The organism is Pseudomonas sp. 10S4, assembly GCF_034344865.1.
Classification (GTDB): domain Bacteria; phylum Pseudomonadota; class Gammaproteobacteria; order Pseudomonadales; family Pseudomonadaceae; genus Aquipseudomonas.
This window is the reverse complement of record NZ_CP133774.1, coordinates 3,282,840-3,303,287: the sequence shown is the minus strand read 5'-3', so window position 1 is coordinate 3,303,287 and position 20,448 is coordinate 3,282,840. Positions and strand designations below refer to the sequence as shown.

General features: G+C 59.7%; 22 protein-coding genes and 4 pseudogenes. All 26 read right to left on the bottom strand.

Annotation, left to right across the window (positions count from 1 at the left end; all coding sequences use genetic code 11):
* Window positions 1-18: 18 nt before the first annotated feature.
* The 26 genes and pseudogenes from recX to RHM58_RS15130 all read right to left on the bottom strand — a co-directional run bounded on the left by recX (window position 19) and on the right by RHM58_RS15130 (window position 20,439).
* On the bottom strand, window positions 19-486 hold the full coding sequence (recX, locus tag RHM58_RS15255; RefSeq protein ID WP_201201183.1) for a recombination regulator RecX: 468 nt from the start codon (window positions 484-486) through the stop codon (window positions 19-21).
* Between the two features lie 8 nt (window positions 487-494).
* Entirely contained in the window at window positions 495-1,547 is a 1,053-nt protein-coding gene (recA, locus tag RHM58_RS15250; RefSeq protein ID WP_007907270.1) for a recombinase RecA, read from the bottom strand.
* An 83-nt stretch (window positions 1,548-1,630) separates the two neighbouring features.
* On the bottom strand, window positions 1,631-2,131 hold the full coding sequence (locus RHM58_RS15245; protein ID WP_201201181.1) for a CinA family protein: 501 nt from the start codon (window positions 2,129-2,131) through the stop codon (window positions 1,631-1,633).
* A gap of 78 nt (window positions 2,132-2,209) precedes the next feature.
* Entirely contained in the window at window positions 2,210-2,728 is a 519-nt protein-coding gene (locus RHM58_RS15240; protein ID WP_322270698.1) for a lysis system i-spanin subunit Rz, read from the bottom strand.
* Window positions 2,710-3,273: a glycoside hydrolase family 19 protein gene (locus tag RHM58_RS15235; RefSeq protein WP_322270851.1), complete on the bottom strand. Its 564-nt coding sequence runs from the start codon at window positions 3,271-3,273 to the stop codon at window positions 2,710-2,712. The genes RHM58_RS15240 and RHM58_RS15235 overlap by 19 nt, the downstream gene beginning before the upstream one ends.
* 34 nt (window positions 3,274-3,307) lie before the next feature.
* Window positions 3,308-3,739 carry a phage tail assembly chaperone gene (locus RHM58_RS15230; protein WP_322270697.1) on the bottom strand — a complete coding sequence of 144 codons (432 nt, stop codon included), beginning with the start codon at window positions 3,737-3,739 and terminating at the stop codon, window positions 3,308-3,310.
* Window positions 3,740-3,741: 2 nt separating this feature from the next.
* Complete coding sequence (locus tag RHM58_RS15225; protein WP_322270696.1) at window positions 3,742-4,479, bottom strand: hypothetical protein; 738 nt, start codon at window positions 4,477-4,479, stop codon at window positions 3,742-3,744.
* Between the two features lie 17 nt (window positions 4,480-4,496).
* Window positions 4,497-4,979 carry a phage tail assembly chaperone gene (locus RHM58_RS15220; RefSeq protein WP_322270695.1) on the bottom strand — a complete coding sequence of 161 codons (483 nt, stop codon included), beginning with the start codon at window positions 4,977-4,979 and terminating at the stop codon, window positions 4,497-4,499.
* Window positions 4,979-5,904, bottom strand: a pseudogene (locus RHM58_RS15215) (hypothetical protein). The gene RHM58_RS15220 and the pseudogene RHM58_RS15215 overlap by 1 nt, the downstream one beginning before the upstream one ends.
* Before the next feature lie 33 nt (window positions 5,905-5,937).
* Window positions 5,938-6,503, bottom strand: a pseudogene (locus RHM58_RS15210) (tail fiber assembly protein).
* 7 nt (window positions 6,504-6,510) lie between these two features.
* Window positions 6,511-7,605, bottom strand: a complete 1,095-nt coding sequence (locus RHM58_RS15205; protein WP_322270694.1) for a phage tail protein — start codon at window positions 7,603-7,605, stop codon at window positions 6,511-6,513.
* Window positions 7,606-7,730: 125 nt separating this feature from the next.
* Window positions 7,731-8,245 (bottom strand): annotated as a pseudogene (locus RHM58_RS15200) (phage tail protein).
* Window positions 8,242-9,393 (bottom strand): phage tail protein, encoded by a 1,152-nt coding sequence (locus RHM58_RS15195; RefSeq protein ID WP_322270693.1) that lies wholly within the window; start codon window positions 9,391-9,393, stop codon window positions 8,242-8,244. The pseudogene RHM58_RS15200 and the gene RHM58_RS15195 overlap by 4 nt, the downstream one beginning before the upstream one ends.
* Before the next feature lie 11 nt (window positions 9,394-9,404).
* Window positions 9,405-10,004: a YmfQ family protein gene (locus RHM58_RS15190; RefSeq protein WP_201256039.1), complete on the bottom strand. Its 600-nt coding sequence runs from the start codon at window positions 10,002-10,004 to the stop codon at window positions 9,405-9,407.
* Window positions 9,992-11,035, bottom strand: a complete 1,044-nt coding sequence (locus tag RHM58_RS15185; RefSeq protein ID WP_322270692.1) for a baseplate J/gp47 family protein — start codon at window positions 11,033-11,035, stop codon at window positions 9,992-9,994. Before RHM58_RS15185 ends, RHM58_RS15190 begins: the two co-directional genes overlap by 13 nt.
* Window positions 11,025-11,423, bottom strand: coding sequence for a phage GP46 family protein (locus RHM58_RS15180; protein ID WP_201201153.1), 399 nt, complete (start codon window positions 11,421-11,423; stop codon window positions 11,025-11,027). The genes RHM58_RS15185 and RHM58_RS15180 overlap by 11 nt, the downstream gene beginning before the upstream one ends.
* Window positions 11,423-11,931, bottom strand: a pseudogene (locus tag RHM58_RS15175) (phage baseplate assembly protein V). The gene RHM58_RS15180 and the pseudogene RHM58_RS15175 overlap by 1 nt, the downstream one beginning before the upstream one ends.
* A 183-nt stretch (window positions 11,932-12,114) precedes the next feature.
* Window positions 12,115-13,158: a phage baseplate assembly protein gene (locus RHM58_RS15170; RefSeq protein WP_322270691.1), complete on the bottom strand. Its 1,044-nt coding sequence runs from the start codon at window positions 13,156-13,158 to the stop codon at window positions 12,115-12,117.
* Window positions 13,159-13,161: 3 nt separating this feature from the next.
* Window positions 13,162-14,397 carry a DNA circularization protein gene (locus tag RHM58_RS15165; protein ID WP_322270690.1) on the bottom strand — a complete coding sequence of 412 codons (1,236 nt, stop codon included), beginning with the start codon at window positions 14,395-14,397 and terminating at the stop codon, window positions 13,162-13,164.
* Entirely contained in the window at window positions 14,384-16,156 is a 1,773-nt protein-coding gene (locus tag RHM58_RS15160; protein ID WP_322270689.1) for a phage tail protein, read from the bottom strand. Before RHM58_RS15160 ends, RHM58_RS15165 begins: the two co-directional genes overlap by 14 nt.
* Before the next feature lie 130 nt (window positions 16,157-16,286).
* A complete protein-coding gene (locus tag RHM58_RS15155) occupies window positions 16,287-16,583 on the bottom strand; it encodes a phage tail assembly protein (protein ID WP_054047093.1) in 297 nt (98 codons plus the stop codon).
* The gene (locus RHM58_RS15150; protein WP_201195460.1) at window positions 16,580-16,927 is read right to left on the bottom strand and encodes a phage tail tube protein; all 348 of its coding nucleotides are present in this window, start codon (window positions 16,925-16,927) and stop codon (window positions 16,580-16,582) included. Before RHM58_RS15150 ends, RHM58_RS15155 begins: the two co-directional genes overlap by 4 nt.
* Window positions 16,928-16,994: 67 nt before the next feature.
* Window positions 16,995-18,491: a phage tail sheath subtilisin-like domain-containing protein gene (locus RHM58_RS15145; protein WP_201201142.1), complete on the bottom strand. Its 1,497-nt coding sequence runs from the start codon at window positions 18,489-18,491 to the stop codon at window positions 16,995-16,997.
* The gene (locus RHM58_RS15140; protein WP_201201140.1) at window positions 18,491-18,673 is read right to left on the bottom strand and encodes a DUF2635 domain-containing protein; all 183 of its coding nucleotides are present in this window, start codon (window positions 18,671-18,673) and stop codon (window positions 18,491-18,493) included. Before RHM58_RS15140 ends, RHM58_RS15145 begins: the two co-directional genes overlap by 1 nt.
* Window positions 18,670-19,254 carry a hypothetical protein gene (locus RHM58_RS15135; protein ID WP_322270688.1) on the bottom strand — a complete coding sequence of 195 codons (585 nt, stop codon included), beginning with the start codon at window positions 19,252-19,254 and terminating at the stop codon, window positions 18,670-18,672. The genes RHM58_RS15140 and RHM58_RS15135 overlap by 4 nt, the downstream gene beginning before the upstream one ends.
* Before the next feature lie 156 nt (window positions 19,255-19,410).
* The gene (locus RHM58_RS15130; protein ID WP_322270687.1) at window positions 19,411-20,439 is read right to left on the bottom strand and encodes a phage late control D family protein; all 1,029 of its coding nucleotides are present in this window, start codon (window positions 20,437-20,439) and stop codon (window positions 19,411-19,413) included.
* Window positions 20,440-20,448: the final 9 nt, after the last annotated feature.

Below are 20,448 nucleotides of genomic sequence, written 5' to 3'. Positions count from 1 at the left end.
ATAGCGGGCCGTTTTTATTTAATCGTCCATTCCTCGACCGCTGAACAAGCGGTTGATCATCTCCATGGAAAAACCCCGATAAGCCAGGAAGCGCCCTTGCTTGGCACGCTCGCGCATGTCTATCGGTAAGTGCCCGGCAAACTTGCGCCGCCAGGTGTCTTCCAGTTGTTCGTGCCAGTTGATACCGCTTTCGCGCAAGGCAAGCTCGATATCGGTACGTTGCAGGCCGCGCTGGCCCAGCTCTTCACGAATGCGCAAAGGGCCGTAACCGGAACGGGCACGGTAGGAAACGAAGCTTTCGAGGTAACGGGATTCGGACAGCAGCCCTTCTTCCGTCAGCCGGTCGAGTGCTGTGTCGATCATTTCAGGGAGAGCGCCGCGCTGACGCAGTTTACGCGTCAGCTCGACTCGACCGTGCTCGCGTCGTGCGAGCAGGTCCATTGCGGTTCGCCGCACCGCGACGAGTGTATCGAGTACGGCGGTCATCGGATCAATCAGATATCAGCGTCAGCCAGGTCATCAGCAGTCTCTTTGACTGGCGATGCTTTGACGTCCGGCGCTGGAGTCAGCAGTTTGTCGCGCAATTGCTTCTCGAGCTTCGCGGCGATTTCCGGATTGTCTGCCAGGAACTTGGCCGAGTTGGCTTTGCCTTGACCGATCTTAGTGCCTTCATAGGCATACCAGGCACCGGATTTCTCGACGAAACCGTGCAGAACACCCAGGTCGATCATCTCACCGTTGAGGTAGATGCCTTTGCCGTAAAGAATCTGGAACTCGGCCTGACGGAACGGCGAAGCCACCTTGTTCTTCACAACCTTGACGCGGGTTTCGCTACCAACAACCTCGTCACCTTCTTTCACCGCACCAGTACGGCGGATGTCCAGACGAACCGAAGCGTAGAACTTCAGCGCGTTACCACCGGTGGTGGTTTCCGGGCTGCCGAACATCACGCCGATTTTCATACGGATCTGGTTGATGAAGATAACCAGGCAGTTGGCGTTCTTGATGTTACCGGTGATCTTACGCAGCGCCTGGGACATCAGACGGGCTTGCAGGCCCACGTGCATGTCGCCCATTTCGCCTTCGATCTCGGCCTTTGGCACCAGAGCGGCTACGGAGTCGACGATGATCACGTCAACCGCGTTGGAACGCACCAGCATGTCGGTGATTTCCAGTGCCTGCTCGCCGGTGTCCGGCTGGGAAACCAGCAGGTCGTCGACGTTGACGCCCAGCTTGCCGGCGTACTCAGGGTCGAGGGCGTGTTCGGCGTCGACGAATGCGCAGGTCGCGCCGGCTTTTTGAGCCTGGGCGATCACGGACAATGTCAGCGTGGTTTTACCGGAGGATTCAGGACCGTAGATTTCAACGATACGGCCTTTTGGCAAGCCGCCAATGCCGAGCGCGATGTCCAGACCCAGAGAGCCAGTGGAAATAGCCGGGATCGCCTGACGGTCCTGATCGCCCATACGCATTACGGCACCCTTGCCGAATTGACGTTCGATCTGACCCAGGGCCGCAGCCAAGGCTTTCTTCTTGTTGTCGTCCATTAAAGTCCTCACGTAATCAATAAGGCCTGACGGCCAACACCTGTATAAGTAGCCAGTATTATTCCACAGCGTTTCAGGATCGCCTACCCCTGATTTGAGATTTCTCCAGCGGCATGGCGCAGCAGCCCCTCTAGCGCGGCCTTCACCGTTTGTCGGCGGACCTCGTCGCGGTTGCCGGGGAAGTGCTGGACCTCGCTGAACACCTGTTCGCCGACGCCCCAGGCCAGCCAGACCGTGCCTACGGGTTTGCTCGCAGAACCGCCGTCCGGCCCCGCGATACCGCTGACTGCCACGGCAAATCGCGCATGGCTTTTGTCCTGCGCGCCCAGCACCATGGCCTCGACCACCTCGCGACTGACCGCCCCCGCCGTCGTAAACAACGCCTCTGGCACATTCAGTTGCAGGGTTTTCTGGCGGTTGGAGTACGTCACGTAACCGGCCTCGAACCACGCCGAACTCCCGGGGATGCGAGTGATCGCCTCGGCGATGCCGCCGCCGGTGCAAGACTCGGCGGTGGTGACGTGGGCATTGAGAACCTGCAGGCGTCTGCCAAGTTCCGCGGCGAGCTGGGTGATTTCTTTCACGGTCCACTCCTGATCAGCTGAATGGAACCACCGTACACGAGCAAACCGCGCTTGCAAGACGCAGAACCGATCAAAATGTTAGCGAACGATGGCTCTGATATAGGCCTGACAAGCCTGCAACGCAATCAATCCGTTATCTCCGGCGTCGGTGACGGCGACAATTCGTTGAGCATGCGCCGGGTCAAGTCGGGCTCGCGGGGCGCCATGATCCACGCCGCTGGCGCCGGAGGCGGCTGGCACTGCACTGCCTGAGGCAACGTCACGGGCATCGAGGAGGACTGACAACCGCACATCAGAAGTGGCAAGACGATCGCGCAGGCGACCTTGATCACGTTGGGCATCGCTAAGCGCTCGATAATGGGTTTGTTCACTGGCCGACAGCTGTTGCTCCAGGGCTTGGCGTTTGTCCTGAACCGCTTGTTGTTGCGTGGCGGCCGCCTGGGTTAGCTGGTTCAGCGTCTCGGCCTGCAACCTGGCCTGTTCCGCCAGTTGCCGACCATAGCGCCAGTCCTGAAAGTGCCAGGCCAGCGCCGCCGAGAAACCGGCCAACACAACGATGCCAATCACCCGCCAGGAAATCAGACCGAAGGCTGGCATAGCAACGCCCTCGCCCGTGCCCAGAGTTGCAGACGATCCTCGAGCCCGTTCAAGCCGCCGTTGATCCGGCGAGTGATGTTGTTGAACTGGTCACGGTCGGCCAACTCGTTCAAGCCGTTCTGTTCCCAGAACCACGCTGCCGATTCAGCGGCCCATTGCGGTTGTTCCAGCAGTTCAGGCAGCGACAGCAGGCGCTCATCGCCGAACAGGCCGAGGCTGCATTGCTGGTAGTTGTTACGCCCGGTGATCTGGATTAACCCACGGCCCCGGTATTTCTGGCCGTCACCGTCGGCTTCTGGCGTGTTGCCTAAACGTAGAGCCAGCGTGCCGGTGTCGTATTTGCTCAGGTATTGGTTGTTGCCCAGTTCTCGCACGTACTGCAACTGCCCGGACTCATGGCCAACTTGCGCGAGGAAAGCGGCGATGCGTTTGGGGGTGTTGATGTTGCGGTGGTTCATGGCGGTATTGAGGGCGGAAATGAAAACGCCCGCTTGGGAGCGGGCGTTGGGCATGATGCTTATTAGTTGGTCATTCGTGACGGACATTTCCATCTATCTACTCTTTAGTTGTGAGGAGGCATTAGTGACTTTTCAAAAGAGCGCTTTCGAGCCAGTCCGGCTCAACAGGGCGATACCCGGCTTCAGGAAAGTCGGGGGCTGAAGGCCAGTCCCGCAGATGTTGCCTATAAGCCAGCAACTCCTTGAACTCCACAGCGCTCAACGTGGTGCCTTCACCCATTTCCAGCTCTTCACCATCACGAACGACTAGCCACTGAGTCAATTCCAGTGCCTTGTTTCGCCAAGCTCTCTCAATAGCGTCATTGGTTTGTGCGGCCAGTAAAACTCGTTCCGGGCGCCCGTCGCTGTTTAAGGTTAGAACCGTTCCTTTAGGAGCATCCGACACCAGTGCGCAGTATTCACCCTCGCTTAATTTGAAGGCATCGGAAGGAATACTGTCGCCATGTAAGTCCGAATGATAAAAGCCAGACGTCGAGGGAGAAAAATAATACATATTCAATATCCTATTCCGATAACGCGGGCGGCAATGGAGCCGGAGGACCAATCCGGGCAGCGCACATTAAGACCTATAAGCCGACTCACTGACGCGTTGTTCCACGTCATAGATGTTCCTGACGCAGTGCCTTCATGAGTGACGACCGCAAGAAACAGCGCATTGGGAAACGTCAACGGCCATAAGTTGATATCGCCATAACCGCTATTGGCGGCCTGACTCGCGGCGCCGCTGATCCATTGAAGGATCAACCCGCCCATCCAAGAAGGAAAAACGATATAGCCAGAAATCCCCAGCCTGACCATAAACCCAAGTCTGAGTTTTTTCGGTGTCACGATAGACGCATCACTAACGCCCGCATTGACTTCGGCCTGAGAGGCAATTTTTGCAATGCCTACGATGGACTCTGTCGCCTGTAGCACCTTCTTTGCAATCGTTTGAAAGACCCGCAGTGGTGTCATCAACTTAGTTGCATTGACACCTGACTCGGCTTCTTCTTGACTCGCCAGACTTTCATTTTGCTTTTTGGTAATCAGTGTATTGATCGCCGCGTTCAATTGGCTGTTATCACTTTCGTCCGCGACAGAGCCCGCACTGTTGATGACGCCCAGAATTTCCTGAGTAACGCCGTTGCCCCAACTGGCCGGAATCAAAGATCCCGGCACACCGGTCAGTGGGTTTTCATCCGCGAACTTTCCATTGACCAAACCCGCACTGGGTACACTTTTTGGATAATCCATCGTCCATGTCCTTTCAGTTAAAACTTGGAGTCCGCGCCAGTAGCCTGTGCCAGCCAGTCAGGCATTTTTGGCCGGGATATAGCTGTCGGAAAATTTGCGCAGGTTGGCCAGTCGCGCAGCGCCTGTCGGTACTCAAGCAGTGCCAGGTACTGCGGCACCGTAAGCGTCGTCACACGGCCAAGTTCCTGTTCATCGCGATGTCGGTTCAGTAGCCACTGGCTGTTCGAAAGAGTGGCTTGGCGCCAGGCGCGCTGCGGCTCTGCAGTTTCTTCGCTACTGGCATATGACGTATCTATAGCCAGCGCACTTTCCAGTACAGGTGGGGGTACAAGGTCCTGATTGACGCTGCTTATCGCCGAACCTACCTCGAGATCGACACCGTCAGGCACACGGACCATCGAGGTCACGAAAGACGGAGCAAACAGTTGGGCGATCGCATAATCACCGGTATCAATCAGCTCAACAGCGACGCCGTTTTCTACCCGAGCATACATAGCCATTATTCGTACTCCCATATTTCACAGAAGGCATTACCGCCAACTCCGCCGGGAATGGAAGCAGAGGCACTGCTGGAACAAGCCCCCCGCCGCCAGAACCGCGTACACCGCCATTGGCGCTAAGGTTTACGCCTGTGAATGGGCCGCCGCCGTCGAACGGGCTGGCGCCCCCCATGCCAGAAAGGAGCCCCCATACGGCATTGCTCATTGCATAACCACCCGTGTTGCCGCGGGCACTGGATAGATTTCCTCCCGTGACCGCTTGCCCTCCTACCCCGCCCTGAACACAACCGGATGAGGTTCCCGTCAACGCCACTGTCAGGATTGGCCCGCCAGCCCCTCCCGATGCACTCATGTAGCTCCCAAAAGACGCACCGCCGCCCGCCAGACCGGTTGTATTGCGCGGACTGCCACCAGCACCCAGCGAAATAGGCACGCCTGCCAGCATTTCCGGCGTTACGTCATACAGGCTTTCGGCATAGGCGCCCGAACCACCACCTCCGCCCAAGGCCTGATAATTCGCCGCGACAGGTCCGCAACCACCTCCAGAACCACCACCACCGACCAACCGCACGCGAATCCGTTTGGCCCTGGGATTGGGACGATAAACAGTAATGCCGACCGTCTCGAACTGCTTTACCGCCAATAGCCGCCCCGACGCATCAGTGATGCCATAACCACTTAAGGTGGTCGGGGTGTTTTTCATTTTGGTGAAGTCGACCAAGGCGCCAATGGCCATTGCCAATTGATCGGTCTTGGCCTCATCGGGGGTCAGCCCGGCAGCCTTGATCACGTTCAGAATCTCTTGCGTGACGCTGTTGCCCCAGACAGCAGGAATCAGCGATCCCGGAGTGCCGACGACAGGGTTTTCATCAACAAACCAGCCGTTGACCAAGCCAACACTGGGGATGCTTTTTGGATAATCCATTTTTACTTCTCCGTACCAGGCGACATAGATCCGCTACTGTTTCGCGCTGGAACCAGGAACCACCGGCCAATTGATTTCACTTGGAAAACCCGCTTGTTGTTCCAGACGATTGAGTTCTACGCTGTAGAGCTTCCACTCCAGCAATGCCAACTGCTCATCGTGAGAGGCATCGCCGATGTCTTCGGCGTATTGAAGGGGGCGATGCGTAGAACCGCTTCGCTCAGCAGCCTGTCGCGCTTGGCCAAGGCCTGGATTTTGAAGTCAACCAGCCGAGCCGCATCGTCAGGTTTCCAGGTGTTATCACGCCAGATGTAGTAGTCACCCGGCCATGGTTCGGCGGTAAAGTCTTCTGGCAACTCTCCGAGTTCGTTCCAGATTTGCTGACCGCCACCCTCCTTGCGATAAACCATACCGCGACGATCAATGACCTCTCGCGGCACATTATTCACTAAGGCCCAAATACGGCCGCTTTCCGGTTGAGGCAGTTCGAATGAAAGTTCAACCGCATTACCGGGTAGTTGAATACCAATACCTGGCGTCACAAAAAACTCGACCGGCCCCGATAGGGCGCCCGAGTTATCAATCAGATAATTAAACATGGGCACCTCAGATCAGTTTGATTCGGCCGGGATAGGCGATGTTGCGCGGGCGAGATTTGAAGGAGCACAGCATGGTATTGGCCGTGTCCTGCTGATAAATCGTTCCGGCGGGAAAAATGGGACCGCCATTGGCCAGGCCGGTGACGTACTGGAACTCTTCACGGGTATCTGCACCAAATGCCGTCAGGCTGTCGGACCATCGAGAGCCCACAGCCCCGGCACCTTGAGCCCCCATGGTGTAGGAGTGAATCGTGCCGGACTGAAAGCCGCCCATGACTCGTCCTGCATCAACACCACGCCCTTCGTCCAGAACCCTCAAAAACTCTCCGCGCCCTTCCGGACCACGGAACGTCAATGCCCCGTCCCCGCTGGTCCACTTGCCTTCGTTGCCCGCCCGAGCGGCCTCAGTGCCGAGCATTCCCGACAGTTGCGCGTGGTCCCAGAGCCATGGCCACTCGGCACGTTTCATGACCGTGCCGTTAAGCGCACCATAGCCGCCAGGACTCAGTTGCAAAGTCGTTTCAAAAAACGGTCGCCCCAACGGCGTGTTGTCGAAGCGTCCCACCGGCCACCAGCAGCCTGCACCATCACTGCGCAGATGCCACCAGTCGCCACCGCCCATTAACACCAGAAACGGATAACCAACCGGCGAAAGATGGGTATGGAAGCGGATTTGGTCAGCGCCGGAAGCCTGAACCACAAGCCGATTACCACTGTTTTCCACACGTCGAACGATGACGTCACGAACGCCCAATGCCGCGTTGGAGGGCGGCAGAGTGATGGTGGTCGCTGCCGCATAGGCATCAACCAACACCAGGCCGAGTTCTTCTACCGCCAGCACTTTGGATGCTGCTACTCGAGTGATTACTGAACGCATGGGGCTGGTCACGCCAATGATCGCCTGGATCGCCTTGAGCAACTGACCGTTGTCTGCTTCCGACGGCGCCATCCCGGCGCCAGCAACCACACTCAAAATCTCTTGTGTAACCGAATTGCCCCAGACCGCCGGAATCAACGAACCGGGCGTGCCCGCGACCGGGTTTTCATCGACAAATTTTCCATTCACCAGCCCGACACTGGGTACGCTTTTTGGATAATCCATATGGGTGTTTCCTGTCATTAAAAAAGTCATGCGTCGCTATTGGCACAACAGCGCAGCAGGCGGCGTTTGAATAAAAAAATGCCCACGGTTAAGTGGGCACAAGGTGTAGAGCAAATTTCGCTGAGCTAACTTTCCGAGTCATTCACCACATTGCGAATCGCCACAATGGCTTCTTCGCTGACACCTCTGGCCAAGTCCATGCTGCCTTTGGCCACATGTGTATTGATTTGCGCTTTGGCCTTTAGACGCAAAGTACGCAGGGTCAGCAAATGCTCGGTAAGTTGCGTGGCTTTGCCAAGAATCTGGTCCGCCGCCTGTTTAGCGGTTCGCCCTTTTACAACCCCGGCAGCCACTGATAGCGGCACTTCTTTTTCGGGTAGCCCTCTTCCATAAAGGCTTGGGCGTCTGCGGCAGCTTGGGCGTATTCCATTGCTTTGAGCGGATCACCGGCCAAAATGTTGCGAGCGCTGTCTGCAGCCGCATCGACGCTGACGCATAGGCGTTCAGCTTCCTGCTGTTCCAGCAATGCGACTTTTTCGGCGTCCAGCGCCCATTTTTCGCCGTCCCAGCCATGGGCAGCAGAAGGTTGCGTAGGGCGCAGGCCGTCCTCGAACTGATGCAGCTCTTGAATGACGTTCATCGGATCAACTCCCAGGAAAAATGCACGTTCACCGCCGAGCTGAAGTTAATGGCAATACCATTGGAATAGTCCGGCTGGGAGAAGGTTTTAATTCCCATGGACAGCAGCAGCTCATCGCTCGCAGCAATACCTGCGTTGTAGGTATGCTCGGCCTGATAGCACTGCCAGAGCGAACGCAATTCCGAATGATCAAAGCTGGCGGTCAGGGTTGAAACCGTCGTGTCATTAACGACGTTGCTGGTAAAAATGCAGGCCGCGGCTCCAACAGTGCCCCAACCATCCCAGCCACTTGCGCCGGTACTGACCGGTGACAGATATGAGTAGTTGCCACCCATCCATCCCCCCGGAGCAAAGGCCACCGTGGTAATCCCAGTCGAATGCGGCATCGGGTTACCCACCACCAGACGCGCCGCCCGCGCATGAGGATCCAGCGGCAGGTAAACCACGCCGTTGCCGTTGACGGTCTGTGTCCAGGCCAGACGGTTGCGGTTGTAAACAGGCCTGACAATCGGCACAGAACCCGGCGCTGCCGTCACCACCCAGGCAATGCATATATCCAGCGGCGTGGACTGAAAACCGCCCCCCGCCGCACCATTGACAGAGCCCTTCAAGCCATCGGGTGCGGCGTCATATATCGTTCCGCGTTGCATGTAGAACGTCAGCGCACCACCGATCACCTGCGCCCGCAGAAAGTAACTGGACGTCGGTAACAGATCCGCACTGCTCCACGCCTGAGTGGTGAACGTGCGCGAGCGTCCCAACTGCCCCGCCACCACTTCCTGACCGAGGCTCAGTATGACCCCTGCCGGAATCGACACCTTCCCGCCGCTGGTAGCCGCCGCCATCGGTGTCACCGCTAAACGCCCATCCGCCGTAGCCACGGTCGCCGGTGGCAACGAACCAATCGGTAATGCTGAATCCAGATTCCAGCCCTTTGCCGAAACACTCTGAATCGCCTGCAACAACTGATCGAACTTCGTCTCATCCGGAGTCAAATCCCCAGCCTTGATAACGTTCACAATCTCCTGCGTAACGCCATTGCCCCAACTCGCCGGAATCAACGACCCCGGCGTCCCCATCAACGGGTTTTCATCAACAAACGTCCCATTCACCAACCCGGCACTGGGCACACTTTTCGGATAATCCATCCCCCTACTCCCTAGTCATAATTAATGTGCACCTTGGTATGCGCCGGGGCGCTGCGGTGGATCAGGCACTCCAGCGCCGAGCCCGGGTTGACGCCGAAGCGTTCGCCCCAGTAACTCGCGCCGAAACGCCGACCCAGCAGCAAGCGGCCGCCGGTGTTGAGCGTCCACATGAACTGCGCTTCCCAGGTGCCCCAGTGCGCCGCACCGAAACGCGAGCGGCCCATGCGCGGGGCTTCGAGTTCGGTGATGGTGGCGTTCGGGTAGCCCTGGGTTCTGGCGATCTCGAGGTAGTAGCCAACCGCTTGGCTGCCGACCGCCAGCAAGCGGCGGCGCACGGCCAGGCGACGGTCATCGAACAGCGGCGTGGCGCCCAGACAGGGGTCAGGCAAGTTCATTACCCGCTCCCAATCCGGCACCAACTCACTGACGCCGGCCGGGTCCATCTCGTTGAGCAGATCGGCGGCGCGGGCGTCGAGTCGGGCCAGTTCCAGGGCAATGCCTTCGAGGACCTCCTCCAGTTCCGGCACCTGTTCCGGGTCCCACGCCGGGCCGCTCGGCAGCAGGCTGCGCAGTTGCGCGTGGTATTGCGCGGCGGTTCTTATGCCCCCCATACGCAACCTCCGAAGGTCAGCAGTTCGCTTTTGTTGGCCGGTACATCGGCCAGGGGTGACTTGAGCGTGTGATCGTATTCACCGCTGGCGCTGCTGATCGCCTCGCGGATATGACTGACCAGCAACGCAACGCCCAGATCAGCTTCACGGTTATGCAGATCACGCAGCTGCGCTTCTACCGCCGCGCGCACCGCCGTGGTGTCCGGGTTCACGCTGAGGCTATAGACCACCGGCACCTGAATCGGCCGCTGCACATGCACCTCGGCGGTGACCGGGCGCAGCGGCTCGATGTAGGCCTGAACCTGCGCCAGTTGCTCGTCGTTAGGCACAGGTTGCGGATCGTCGTCACGCATGATGAACACACTGACCGTACCCGGCCCCAACAGGCCGCCACGGCACCACGCACGAGTGACGCCGGGGCATTCCAGCGCCCAGGTTTCATAGTCCTGCGCCGAACCGCCGTGGGGGATGACCCGATAGGAACGGATCACCCGCGAGCGCAGCGACTCGAGACTTTCGCGCGCCACGCCGCCGCTGAGTCCCGGCGCCAGCACGATGAAGCTGCTGCCGACGATGCCGGCAATCGGTTGCACCGGCGTCAACGCCAATCCGGCATCGGCATTGCCCAGGCTGCCGGCGTCAAGCGCGGCGATGGTGGTGCTGTTGAGGCCGTTGCTGGTAGTGCGCGCGGCGGTGACTTTGTAGGTGCGACCGTCGCTCGATTGCAGCAGCGTGTCGACGTCCAGCACCGCGCCAGCGCTGGCGGTGAAGCTGACGCTACCGCTGGCCGTTTGGGCGACTTTGCGCGGCTGGTTCAGACGCAGTGCGGCGATCCGTTCCAGGGTCGATTCGTCGGCCTTGTCCGGGAGGATCTGCTCGGCGATCCAGTCCAGGTAGCCATACAGGCCATAGGCGGCACCACCGAGGGTTCGGGCCAGCACTTGCGCATCGGACTGGCGCAGCGAATCGCTGGCCAGGTCGCTTTGGGTGCGTTTGATCAGCACCGGCAGCGAAGGGGTTTCAAACGGCATAGATCACCTGCCAACTGTTATCGGGGTTGATGTCCAGGCGCTCGCCGTCGGCCAGGGTCAGGACCGTGCGCAGGTTCAGGCGCTGGGCGTCGAGGCGTTCGCTGATGATGTCGATGGCGCTGCAATGGCCGTCATCGATCAGCCATTGCAGGGCCTCGCGGGCATAAAACTCGGCGTCCATCTGGGTTTGCCGGGTCAACTTGACCCGGCGCAGCAGCCACAGTCGCGAGCCGATGCGGTCGTCGGCCACGGAGGGGAAAGTGTCGCCCCACCAGCCGAAACGTTCCTCGTCATCGAGGGCATCGTCATCGGCGGCACGGCGCCAGGTGAACAGGCTGATCAGCACCGATCGGGTCAGTGCTGCGTGGAGGTTCTGGCTGATGAACATTACTGACCTCCCGCCGGCACGCCGGTCTGGCCACTGCCTGCCTGGACGCCGACGTGCACGTGTTTGATCTGGCTGATGCCGCCCGCGACCTGGTCGCCCTGGGAAACGATCTTGCCGGTCTGGGTCAGGGTCGGTGTGTCGATGTTCACGGCGGTGCTGGCGCGAATGTTTAGCGTGGCGGTTTGGATGTCGATGATCCGCCCGCGCTTGAAGTGAATCCTGTCGCCTTCGTCGGTGTAAATCGCCACTTCGCCGGCGGCCAGGGACTGGAGGCGATACCGGCGGTCGGCGACCACCAGGACGATGGCGTGGGAGCGATCACCTCCCAAAAAGTGGCGATACCCTCGGCGCCGGCCAGTGGATTACTGGTGAAGCCGTAGGGTTCGAAGTGTTCCATGTCGTCGTTCACTTCGCCGGCGGTAAGGCGCATTTGCAGCGATTGCAGCTTGGATGCCGAGTTGGCGAGCACGACAGTGCCGCGCGCCAGGAGGCGTGTCAGTAGGCTCATTGGGTTTCCTTTAAATCAGGACCGACGCAGACCACTGTGGGAGCGAGCTTGCTCGCGATGGCGGTGGATCAGGCGACTGCAGTGATGAATGCTCAACCGCTATCGCGAGCAAGCTCGCTCCCACAGGGTTAGGCGCTGTTCGCAGCAATGGCATCCCATATGCCTTGAGGGTTGGGGTCGGGCTCAGGTTTTCTTCGGGGGTTCGGGGTTGGCGTCGAAGGTGTGCGGCGGGGCGACGTGCAGGGTGGTGACCGAGCCTTGTGCCGACAGCGAATACGTCACTTTGGAGATCAGCATGTCGTCATCAAAGCCGAGCACCGGATCCTTGACCCGCACCAATGTGTTGTGACGCCACAAATCACCGTTGGATTGCCGCCAGCCCTGCACCTGATAAGTGGTGCTCAGCGCCCGGCCCATCCGGGTGGCGCTTTCCCAGTTGGCCCGTTGCTGCGCCAGTTCGAACGTCAGCTGCGTGCCTTCATTGATCACCGTGGTGCGCCGACGCTTGAAGCTCAGATCCGTCGCCACCGATTCAATTTCGCTGACCGCTGCCCCGCTCTTGGTGTCTGTCCCTTTGTGCTGACCGATCACCCGATATTCAGAGAACACCTGGCTGTAATCCATCGGCGCGTTGGCCGACAGAATATTCTTGCCCAGCTCCAGCGCATCGCTGGCCCGGCCACTGCTGCCTGGCTTGGCCAGCACCAGCCGCCCCTGGGCGTCGTCGGTGGAAAACACCCGGAACAACGACAGCAAGCGGTCGATGGATTGAAACACCGTTTCCCCCGGCACAATCGTGTGACTGCTGAGCCGGGCGGTCTCGGGAATTTCGCTGACCACGTACAGGCCGTAGTTCATCGCCAGCGCTTCGACGATGCTCAACAACGACTGGCCGTGCCACTGATTCGGACGATTGGTCGCGGCGCAATCCACCAGATCCTGGGTGCTCGAACTGCCTTCGATGCTCAGGCTGATCTGCCGCCCGTCATAGCTGATCGGGGCCTTGAATACGTAACCGGTGAGCACCAGATCCTTGCCGATCCGCACTTCGCAGGCGTCCCCGGGTTTGATCCGCTGATCCACGGTCTGCCCCGGCCATTGCCAGGTGATGTTGAGTTTGAACGTACGGAACTGACGCTCAAGATCCGCGCTGATTTCCACGCTTTTCCAGCCGCCGTATTCCATCCCGCCGACCGTCAGCGTGACGCGGTTGTCCATCTCGTTCATGACTCACTCCCCGGAGACTTTCACTGCGTTCGGCAAGAACCCCGGATGGGCAATACCGTTGCTCTGGGTCACTTCATCGACCCGGGTTGCATCGGCAAATTGCTTGTAGGCCACGACCAGCGCCGGAAGGCTGTCCTGGAAAGACTTGTTGACCTGGCGCACACCGGACGAAGCCACGGCTTTGAGGTGCGCGATCAACGCCTGCTTCACATCGTCGATGGCTTGGTAATGCGCGGGACCGGCCTTGTCCAGCATCGGGTTGATCGCTGCGGCCAGTGCCTTTTGCAGCACTTGCAGATCGTTGATGACCGGCACTTCGTTACGAACGACCGGTTGCGTCGCCTGTTGCTCCAGTGACGGTGTCGACGGTGTCTTCACCGGTTTGGTGGCCACCGGCATCGACGCGACAAATTGCGCCACTTTGACCAACAGCGTGTCCTGCACCAGATCGGCCACGGCTTGCGCGGCGGCGGTGGTGTCCTTGCCGGTGGTGAGCTTCGGCGCATCGGCCTTGCGGATGTCTTCGAGTTGTTGGGAGACGTCGGCAATCAAGCCACGATAGCCCTCCTTCGCGAAGTCCTTGAGCGACTTGATATCGCCCAGCAAGCCTTTGAATTCCGTCGCCACTTCCTTGGGCAACTCCTTGACCGCTTTGACCAGATCGGTGATCTGCCGGTACTGCTCGATCAGCGGTTTGAGCTGTTCCTTGATCACGCCATACACCTCGGTGAGGCTGTTGCGCAGATTGGCGATGCCGATCCGCGCCGCCTTGATCAGGGTCATCGCCTGTTCAAAGCGCGCCACCGCCGAACCCAGCAACGTATCGGCTTTGGCCAACAGGACCTTTTGTGTGCTGACGGTCGCGGTCGGGAACGGCAGTGGCTGATCGGGGTAGAACTTCAGGGCGAAGGTCACCAACCCGCCGTCCTGGCGGGTGTGGGTCATGTCGCACTCGCCGACCTTGACCTGCAACCGCCCCAGCCACGGATGCACCAGTTCACCACTGCCCTGCTCCAGGGCCTTGAGCAGCTTGTCGCGCTGCTCCAGGCAATCGGGGCCGACAATGAACGCCGTCAGATCATGGGTCTTGGCCTGCTGGCCCAGGTCCTCGAAAAACGGCAGGTCGCGTTGCGGATATTCGTGCAACTGACCTTTACGACCCACCGGGGTTTTCGCCTGGTCGATCCAGAAACCGACACCGCGAAAGGATGCCGGCAACAAGCGGTCACGCCAGTTCATTGGAACCTCCTGCAGAGAGCGAGCGATAGCCGATGCGCGAAGAGAGCGCCAGCCCCGGTTGATTGGTTTGCGGTTGATCGGTGCGCAGGCCGGCCGGCGCATTTTCGAAGCGCACGGTCAGGCCGCCCTCGAGTTGCGTACGGTTGTTGGCGGCACTTTGCTGGATCAGGGCGCTGGAGTTTTGCGTCAGGGAGCCGGCCTGCAATGCACCGTTCGCCGCCGGCGTCGGGCTCGCACCAAAGAACGCCGGCGCCAGTTCACCTTTGCCTTCGGCATTGGTCTGACGCTGTGCTTCGGTCAGGCCTTCGACTTTGCCGGTGACCTTCGCCACCAGCCCGGCGAAGCCGCCGTCGAAAAGCTCCTTGATCGGTGCGATCACGGTTTGCAGCTTCTGCCACAGCTCGCCGAACCACTCGGTGATCGGTCCCCAGTTCTTGATGATCTGCCCAAGCGGTGTCCACTCGAACATGCCATGCAGAAACGCCAGCACCGGTGCGGCCAGCGCTTGCAACACGCCCCACAGCGCCGAAAACACTTCACTGATCGGCTGCCAGTTGGCCGCAATTTGCGTCATCGGCGACCACTCGAACACGCCGCTGAAGAAATCCTTGACCACTTGCGCCGAGGCTTGCAGAGCGGCCCACAGCGGATCGAAGAACGCACTGATGGCGCCCCAGTTGTTGATGATCATCCCAAGCGGCGAGTAGTCGAACAGCGTGCCGAAGAAATCCTTGATGACCTGGGCCGCCGGCTGAAGGGTCGTCCAGGTCGAACTGAAGAAACCAGTGATGGCGCCCCAGTTGTTGATGATCATGCCCAACGGCGTCCAGTCGAACAGGCCTTTGAGGAAATCAATCACCGGCACCGTCAGGGCCTTGAGCAATTCCCAGATCGCCGAGAACAGACCGGTCAACCCGGCCCAGTTGTCGATGATCATCCCGTAAGGTGTCCAGGAAAAAGCCGTTTTCAGGTAGTCCACCACCGTCGAGGTCACGGCTTCGATGCCCTCCCAGATACTGGAAAAGAACCCGGTAATCGGCCCCCAATTGGCGATCATCATGCCCAGCGGCGTCCAGCTGAACACCTTGCCGAGCACCGCCATCGTGCTCGCGGCGACATTTTTGATGCCGCCCCAAAGGTTGACGAAGAACGTAGAAATCGGCGTCCAGTTGGCAATGATCAAACCGGCGGCCAGGGCAACACCCATGGCAATCAGCATGATCGGATTGACCTTGAGCACCGAGCTCATCAGATCAAAAACCTGGGTCGCCCCGGTGACCGCCGTTTGCATTGCCGAGAACGCGATGGCGGCAGTCGCCAGCGTCTCGACCAGTTTCGGGTTGTCGGCAACCAGGCGCCCTACCCCCGTCAACAATGGCTCCAACCCCACCACCAACGCGCCAACAGCAGGGGCCAATGCCGCGTCAATGGAGGCGGAAACCTTGCTCATCGAATCGCTGAAGACATTCATCGATTGCGCAGCGCTTTGGGGAGCATTCGGCATATCGACGCCTTTTGCAGCCTCACCGACCTCGGCCAGCTTGCCCTTGAACGCGTCGGACGCCTTGATCCCGTCCACGAACGGCGTGATCACACTACCGCCCTTGAACAGACCGCTGATATCCAGTTTGCCGAGGCCGGCCCGTTCAAGGTTGTTTTTGAAGCTGTCGACCTTCGAAACGAGGGCTTTGAGCTTGGGTGACAGTTCATCGATGCCGGTCAACAGCACCGATTTCTTTATCGTGTTTTCGTCTGCCATCACTGCACCTGCTGCATCGCATTGATCCGTTGCGCGTGCTCCAGCGATTCGCGGAGCACATCCAGTGGCCTGGCCATCATCTGTTCGGGGTCAACCTTCCAGAACCAGGCCAGGTCATAGGCGACTGCGATCAGGTCGGTGATGGCTCCGACGCCGCACTCATGAAAAAACTCGCGACAGCCCAGCTCAATGCGTTGAGGTCAGCCAGGTCCAACTGGTTGACCGACGACGGCGGAATACCGGCGCAGACCGCGATGTATTTGGCCGCGACGTCCATGTCGAGGCTGACCTCTTCGCTCTTGTCGATCTTGTACGGCAGCGCCTTGATTGCCCGTACTTCCTGCACCGTCGGACGGCGCAGGTTGAGTTCGGTCAACGGCTCGCCGTGAGCTTCGATCGCAACCTGAAGCTTCACGGCGCCGCTCATTGCCAGGTCCCCTTGATGCCTTCGAACTTCAGTTCGATGGTGGCGTCATCGCCTTTGGAAACCGGCTCTTCGATCAGATAGGCGCCAGCCAGTACGTAGACTTTGCCGTTGCTGAATTCGCAGGTGACGGTCATGTCGGTGCCAGCAATCAGTTGCTTGAGCGGGAAGTCCGCGGTGTGCAGCGCCGTCACTTTGAACGACGGTGCGACGTCGGTTTCCTTGTAGAAACCCGGTACGACGGTTTCGCGTTTGGTGGACATCAGTGGGGCTTCGCAGCCGCCATTGATGGTCAGTTGAGCGCCGTCCACTTTGACGTAGCAGGTGCCCGCAATCAGTTGACCCATGGTGTTTCTCCCTTCAAATAAAAAGCCCACACGGGGTGGGCTGAAATCACATACTCAAACGCGGTTATTAAGCGGCGTCGTCGTACTGCAGGCGGAATTGGTTGAGCAGTGCGAACACGCGCAGACCGTTGATGTAATCCGGCGGGAACAGCACGTTGACCCGGCTCGGGTCCTGCACGTCGCGCTCGACAATCAGGTGCTCGGCGAACAGCTCGGCGTTTTCCACGTGGCCTTCCAGTTCGAGCTTGGCGTACTGGGCAATCAGTTCACCGCGAATGGTGCTCGGGGTGACGATGGGCTGGCCGGCGCCGAAACGGGTGCCGTCGGAAGCCAGTTTGTGGCGACCGTATTTGCTGGTGATCACGCTTTGCAGGCGACGTACGATAAACGCCGACTGGTGCATGGTTTCGCTATCCAGATAGGAGTTGTCGGCTTGGCCGTAAGCGTTCTTCTGATAGGTGGTGATCGAGCGCTGAATGCGCACGTAGCCACCTTCGTAGTACGCGGTGGCGATGCCGTAGTTGAGCAGCGACTGACGCTCGGTCAGGGTGAAACGTTCGCTGGCCGGCGCCGGGTCGAGACCTGGCAGGCTGCCGCTTTGCGTCGGACGGCTGGCGTCGGCGGAGATGAACACTGAAGTGCGTGCAGCCAGTGCCGCAGCCTGAACCCAGAACGGTTGTGGAACGCCCGGCTCCAGCGCCTGAATGGTCATGTGCTGATCGTTGCGCACCTGGCCTGCAGCAACCAAGGTACCGATGGTGCCGCGCTTGGCGCTGTAGACGTGACCGAACAATTGCTTGGCCCAGGACCAACGACCGGTGCTGTCATCCATGACGGCTTGCCAGGTGTTGAGGGTCGAGAGGTCCGAGAACGGCATGCAGATGAACTCGAACGGCTCATCGCCCAGCGCTGCCACGGCATCCACTTGATCCGGCACACCGACGCCGCCGGTCATGGCAGTGACGGCGGAGGTCAGGCCGACCGGGGTTTCTTCGCCATTGCTCTTACCCAGGCGATTGAATTGCAGGCTGATGTCGTTGCCGCTGTCGCCGGTCCATTTGGCGCTCAGGGTCACGACGCCTTCGACCGCAACAGCGGACACCGGCAGGTCGGCCGACGCATTGATTTTCAGCGCCAGCGCGGTGGCCGCTTGAGCCGCAGTGAAACCGCTGACGATGGCCGCTTGAACGCGAACGCCGCCGACGTACAGGTTGAGCACACCGCTTTGAGTCGCTGCGCCGGTCAGGGTCACCACACCTTTGGCAATGCTGCCGGTGGTGTTGTGCAGCGGCAGGCACCAGATCTCGCCGATAGGGTCAGTCTTGCGCCAGGTTTCGTACATCGAGGCCAGCATCGAACCTTGGCCGCCAATGCTTTTGGCCAGCGCGACGCTGGACACCAGCACCAGTTTGCCGACATCGGCCGGTGCGATGTTGTCGTTGACCTGAGCGACGATCAAACGACGCATGGCCGACGACGCGCTATTGGCTGCCGAATTGTCCATCTCGGCGTAGAACAGCGGAACACGAATGTCCGCGGGGATGTTGCTGAATCCGATCGCCATTATTTGGCTCCCTGTGGTTTTGCCGCTTTCACGGCTTTGGTAGTGATATCGCCATCGGCCAAACGTCGACGCCACCAGGCGTTGTCCGGCACTTCACGGCCCTCGAGGGGCAACAGATCGCCCGCTTCCGGGTCCGGCACGACACGGCCTGGGGCCGGCAGCACGGTGATGCGTTCGCTCATGGGGTTACATCTCCAGAGAAAGTCAGTTCCAGGCGCCCGTCGGGCCCTGGGCGTTTCAGATTGGGGTCGGCCGGATCGATCGCATCGACCCGCACGGTGACCCCGGTAAAGGACGACAAACCGTCCAGTTCACGCTCGTGCCAACTCTCTGCGGGCTGCCCCGGCAGATTGCGGCCAAGCTGAAATTCGGTGAAAAAGCGCAAGCGGTACAACGCGCGGCTGCTGCTGATGGAAAGCAGTTCGCCGCTTTCGTATTCGATGGCGTCGTAGCCCGCACCAGGCTTGAAACCCACCAGTGCGCGCCACAGTTCGGCACGCAGGTCGTGCAACAGATCCAGCGCTTTTGTAGCGTCGGTGGTGTCGAGCACCAGGGTCACTTCGAAGCGGTCGCGGATCGGCTGCAGGGCCAGGTTTTGCGCCAGGCTTTTGCTCGCCACATCGCTGATGGGGACGACGTAGGCGCAGGGGGTGGTGAGCGGGGTGTTGGTTTGCAAAGTGGCGAGGTCGATGCCGGCGGCGATTCGATTGGCCAGGGTTGGGCATTGCTCACGCAACTGCGTGAGGATCGGAGTGATCTTCATGGAGGTGCTCCAGAGTTTTATGGAAGGCACTGCTCGTGTAGGAGCTGAGCTTGCTCGCGAAAGCGGTGGGTCAGTCGACTGTGATGTTGAATGTGCAGCCGTCTTCGCGAGCAGACCCGCTCTCACAGGGGGTCTGCGTGTTGGCTCTCATCCGGATCAGGCAAAGGCCTCAGCGTCAGGGTCGAGGCACGTCGCGTCGATCATGCAGCGATAGCTGTTGGCGCGATCGCCGCTGGCGGTGACTTTGTCGATCGACCAGCGACCGCGCATGAAGTCCGGCCAGGTGTCGTCCAGGAGAACAAGGCCTTCAGCCGAGAAGTCAGGGTTGCCCGGGCAACTGATTTTTACCTTGAGCTTTTCACGGGCCATTTTGCGTACTTCACCTTCGCCGACCGCTTGCGCTTCTTCCGCATTCTGGCAGCTCAGGCGCACGGTCTTGAACGGCGCGAGCCCGGTTTCAACCACCTGCAGCAAACCGGCTGCGGCGTCCCACCAGTTGATCTTGCAACCTTGGGTCTTGGCCTTGGCGCTGTCATCAAGGGTCGCGGTGATAAACCCATGGTCGCCAGGCCGATTGTTGCGGGTGACCGACAGTCGCACGTCCGCCAACACCTTGCCCGACAACGATTTGAGTTGACCCGGCAGGGCCAGCACATACAGCTCATTAAAGGGTTTGGCGATGGCGCCGTACCTGGTCGCCAAGCGTGTGATGAAGCCCATGTCGGTTTCATTCGACTGGTCGATATGCACGATCTTTTTCAGTGACAATGACGGGTCCACCCTCGGCGAAAAACCGTATTTGGATGTCAGTTCGCGAAACAGTGCGCCGAGGGTCGTCGGGCCATGACTGGCCGAGCGACGCTGCTGGAATCCGCTCTCGTCCGCCGCACTGAACGGTGCGGCGGTCGCCACCAGCGACACGCGAAACGGGAACAGCGTCGGCGTACGTCGGGTCACCAGGAACTGGCCTTTATCCACCAGCCCGGATTCCAGATACCCCACGCACAAACCGACTTTGCCGCCCAGGCTCGGCAACCCTTCAAGGCCTTCCAGATCGAGTACCAGGGTCAGTTGATCGGACTCGATCCCGGCGGCATCGATGTGCTCCCAACTGATCAGGCGCTGATTGATCAGGGTCGCATTGGCCCCGTAGATTTCTATCGCTGGCGTGAACCCGATTGCCATGTAGCCTCC

Coding starts and splice junctions, on each gene's coding strand:
- recX (WP_201201183.1), bottom strand. CDS start 486: ATGACCGCCGTACTCGATACACTCGTCGCGGTGCGGCGAACCGCAATG.
- recA (WP_007907270.1), bottom strand. CDS start 1,547: ATGGACGACAACAAGAAGAAAGCCTTGGCTGCGGCCCTGGGTCAGATC.
- RHM58_RS15240 (WP_322270698.1), bottom strand. CDS start 2,728: ATGCCAGCCTTCGGTCTGATTTCCTGGCGGGTGATTGGCATCGTTGTG.
- RHM58_RS15235 (WP_322270851.1), bottom strand. CDS start 3,273: ATGTCCGTCACGAATGACCAACTAATAAGCATCATGCCCAACGCCCGC.
- RHM58_RS15230 (WP_322270697.1), bottom strand. CDS start 3,739: ATGTATTATTTTTCTCCCTCGACGTCTGGCTTTTATCATTCGGACTTA.
- RHM58_RS15225 (WP_322270696.1), bottom strand. CDS start 4,479: ATGGATTATCCAAAAAGTGTACCCAGTGCGGGTTTGGTCAATGGAAAG.
- RHM58_RS15220 (WP_322270695.1), bottom strand. CDS start 4,979: ATGGCTATGTATGCTCGGGTAGAAAACGGCGTCGCTGTTGAGCTGATT.
- RHM58_RS15205 (WP_322270694.1), bottom strand. CDS start 7,605: ATGGATTATCCAAAAAGCGTACCCAGTGTCGGGCTGGTGAATGGAAAA.
- RHM58_RS15195 (WP_322270693.1), bottom strand. CDS start 9,393: ATGGATTATCCGAAAAGTGTGCCCAGTGCCGGGTTGGTGAATGGGACG.
- RHM58_RS15190 (WP_201256039.1), bottom strand. CDS start 10,004: ATGGGGGGCATAAGAACCGCCGCGCAATACCACGCGCAACTGCGCAGC.
- RHM58_RS15185 (WP_322270692.1), bottom strand. CDS start 11,035: ATGCCGTTTGAAACCCCTTCGCTGCCGGTGCTGATCAAACGCACCCAA.
- RHM58_RS15180 (WP_201201153.1), bottom strand. CDS start 11,423: ATGTTCATCAGCCAGAACCTCCACGCAGCACTGACCCGATCGGTGCTG.
- RHM58_RS15170 (WP_322270691.1), bottom strand. CDS start 13,158: ATGAACGAGATGGACAACCGCGTCACGCTGACGGTCGGCGGGATGGAA.
- RHM58_RS15165 (WP_322270690.1), bottom strand. CDS start 14,397: ATGAACTGGCGTGACCGCTTGTTGCCGGCATCCTTTCGCGGTGTCGGT.
- RHM58_RS15160 (WP_322270689.1), bottom strand. CDS start 16,156: ATGGCAGACGAAAACACGATAAAGAAATCGGTGCTGTTGACCGGCATC.
- RHM58_RS15155 (WP_054047093.1), bottom strand. CDS start 16,583: ATGAGCGGCGCCGTGAAGCTTCAGGTTGCGATCGAAGCTCACGGCGAG.
- RHM58_RS15150 (WP_201195460.1), bottom strand. CDS start 16,927: ATGGGTCAACTGATTGCGGGCACCTGCTACGTCAAAGTGGACGGCGCT.
- RHM58_RS15145 (WP_201201142.1), bottom strand. CDS start 18,491: ATGGCGATCGGATTCAGCAACATCCCCGCGGACATTCGTGTTCCGCTG.
- RHM58_RS15140 (WP_201201140.1), bottom strand. CDS start 18,673: ATGAGCGAACGCATCACCGTGCTGCCGGCCCCAGGCCGTGTCGTGCCG.
- RHM58_RS15135 (WP_322270688.1), bottom strand. CDS start 19,254: ATGAAGATCACTCCGATCCTCACGCAGTTGCGTGAGCAATGCCCAACC.
- RHM58_RS15130 (WP_322270687.1), bottom strand. CDS start 20,439: ATGGCAATCGGGTTCACGCCAGCGATAGAAATCTACGGGGCCAATGCG.